Below are 2,071 nucleotides of genomic sequence, written 5' to 3' on the forward strand. Positions count from 1 at the left end.
CCCGACACCGGCCCCACGAACTCCGACCAGCCCGACACCGGCCCTACGAACTGCGGCCACCCGGACATCGGCTCGCCACCCACCAGCCGCCCGGGTCCCTCCCCCACCGACCACCCGGACACCCGCCTCCCGCCCACCGATCACCCCGGCACTGCCCTGCCACTCACCGCCGACACGGGCCCCTCACCCACCGGACGCGCCGACACCGGACGAGCCGACACCCACTGGGTCGCCTGCGTCCGAGCCTGCGGCAAGCCGCCGCGTGCGACCGTGCTGGTCGCCCGCGACGACGGCGGCTACGACGTCATCCCGCCGACCCCGCCCGCCCCACGCCCCGGACCGCCCACGCCCACGCCCCAAGGACCGCCGCCATGACCCCCTGGCTGAAAAACGGTGCGGAGATCTACCGCCGCTCCTTCGCCACCATCCGCGCCGAAGCAGATCTCTCCCGCTTCCCCGACGACGTGTCCCGCGTCGTGGTCCGGATGATCCACGCGTGTGGCATGACCGACCTGCCGCAGGACGTCGGTTTCCACCCCGACGTCGCCCGGGCCGGCGCCGAGGCCCTCCGCGCCGGTGCGCCGATCCTGTGCGACGCCAACATGGTCGCGTCCGGCGTGACTCGCAAGCGGCTGCCCAAGGACAACGACGTCCGCTGCCTGCTCGCCGACCCGCGTACCCCCGTCCTGGCCACCGAGCAGGAGACCACCCGCAGCGCCGCCGCCGTGGACCTGTGGGTAGACGACCTGGCCGGCGCCGTGGTCGCGGTGGGCAACGCCCCCACGGCCTTGTTCCGCCTGCTCGAACTGATCGACCAAGGCGCGCCGCACCCCGCCGCGATCATCGGCATCCCGGTCGGCTTCATCGGCGCCGCCGAGTCCAAGCAGGCCCTCGCCGAGCACCCGGCCGGCATCCCCTACCTCGTCGTGCACGGCCGGCGCGGCGGCAGCGCGATGACCGCCGCGGCGCTGAACGCGCTGGCCAGCGAACAGGAATAGACACCGCGCCGAGCACGCCACCTCACGACCGCGCCACTCCCGACCGCGCAACCGGCACCGCCCGCCGGCGCCGACGACACCGCCCGCCGGCGCCGGCGACACCGCACACACCCGCGACCGAAACCACCCACCCCACCCCATGGAGCCCTGCGTGACCACCACCGGCCGCCTGTACGGAATCGGCCTCGGCCCGGGCGACCCCGAGCTGATGACCCTCAAGGCGCATCGCCTGATCACCTCGGCCGACGTGGTCGCCTACCCCGTCAAGAAGGGGGCGCGCGGTGTCGCCATCAGCATCGCCGAGCCCTACCTGACCGACACCCAGGTCCGCCTGCCGCTCGAATACCCGGTCACCACCGAGAGCACCGATCACCCCGGCGGCTACGACGGCGCCCTCGCGGACTACTACGACGCGACCGCCGCCGAGATCGCCGCCCACCTCGACGCGGGCCGCGACGTCGCGGTGCTGTGCGAGGGCGACCCGTTCTTCTACGGCTCGTACATGTACTGGCACGAGCGCCTGGCCGACCGCTACCCCACCGAGGTCGTCCCGGGCGTCACGTCCGTGAGCGGCGCGGCGGCGGTACTGGGCCGGCCTCTCGTGCAACACGACGAGGTGCTCACGATCCTGCCCGGCACGCTCCCTCCCGAGGTCTTGGCCGCGCGGTTGCGGACCACCGACTCGGCCGCCGTGATCAAGCTCGGCAAGCGCCATTTCCCGGCCGTACGCGAAGCGTTCGAGCAGGCGGGCCTCGCCGACCGCACGTGGTACGTCGAACGCGCCACCACCGACCGCCAACGCACGCTGGCGCTCGGTGACGTCGTACCCGACGAAGTCCCGTACTTTTCCCTGGTGATCACCCCGTCGACGGCCCCCGGCGGCGAGTTCGCGACCAACCGCACCCCGCGCGCGCCCGAGGCGGCGGACGCGCTGCCCGAACCCACCGGCGAGACAGGTTCGATCGACGTCGTCGGCCTCGGCCCGGCCGGCCCCGAATGGCTCACCCCCGACGCACACGCGGCCCTCGCGGCCGCCGACCACGTGGTCGGCTACGGGCCGTACGTCGACCGCG

General features: G+C 73.8%; 2 protein-coding genes and 1 pseudogene. All 3 read left to right on the plus strand.

From position 1 onward, the window contains the following. Positions 1-375: pseudogene (locus GT354_RS31690) on the plus strand (hypothetical protein); the annotation flags it as partial. Further along, entirely contained in the window at positions 372-998 is a 627-nt protein-coding gene (locus tag GT354_RS31695) for a precorrin-8X methylmutase (RefSeq protein ID WP_161359823.1), read from the plus strand. The pseudogene GT354_RS31690 and the gene GT354_RS31695, both read left to right, overlap by 4 nt. Positions 999-1,206: 208 nt before the next feature. Continuing rightward, on the plus strand, positions 1,207-2,071 hold an 865-nt coding region (locus tag GT354_RS31700; protein WP_237535669.1), incomplete at its 3' end, for a precorrin-2 C(20)-methyltransferase.

The organism is Streptomyces sp. SID3343, from assembly GCF_009865215.1.
In the GTDB taxonomy this organism is placed as follows: Bacteria; Actinomycetota; Actinomycetes; order Streptomycetales; family Streptomycetaceae; genus Embleya.

Coding starts and splice junctions, on each gene's coding strand:
- GT354_RS31695 (WP_161359823.1), top strand. CDS start 372: ATGACCCCCTGGCTGAAAAACGGTGCGGAGATCTACCGCCGCTCCTTC.